This is a genomic window from Pantoea sp. SIMBA_079, from assembly GCF_046940275.1.
Classification (GTDB): Bacteria; Pseudomonadota; Gammaproteobacteria; order Enterobacterales; family Enterobacteriaceae; genus Pantoea; species Pantoea borealis.
This window is the reverse complement of the sequence record NZ_JAWRYR010000081.1, coordinates 1-360: the sequence shown is the minus strand read 5'-3', so window position 1 is coordinate 360 and position 360 is coordinate 1. Positions and strand designations below refer to the sequence as shown.

Annotated in this window: 1 pseudogene; it reads left to right on the top strand. The window is 74.4% G+C overall.

Annotated elements, in window-relative coordinates:
• Positions 1-14 precede the first annotated feature (14 nt).
• Positions 15-360, top strand: a pseudogene (locus SB719_RS19195) (hypothetical protein); the annotation flags it as partial.

The window sequence follows — 360 nt, the reverse complement described above, 5'->3', positions numbered from 1 at the left end:
GCGACCAGGCCGCGGTGAGCGTCAGCGTCCCCGTGGGCCTCTCCGGAAACGCCGTCAGTGCGGTGGGCGACGCGACATCGTCCGGTTCGACGGCCTCCACTCCGGCGACAGGCTCCGGAACGGGGGGCGCCAGCGCGACGTCCACCGGCTCGGAGGGGGTCGCCTCGGGCATCCAGGCGCCTGTCGCCGTGGCCGTCCCGGTGACAGCCGGCGGCAACGCGGTCTCGGTCCTCGGTGACTCGACCACCTCCGGTGCCAGGACGGCCGCTCCGGTGGCCGGAAGCGGTAGCACTGCCACCGGCGGCACGGGTTCGGACGGCAGGATCCTCTCCGGCATCCAGACGCCGATCGCCGCTGCAG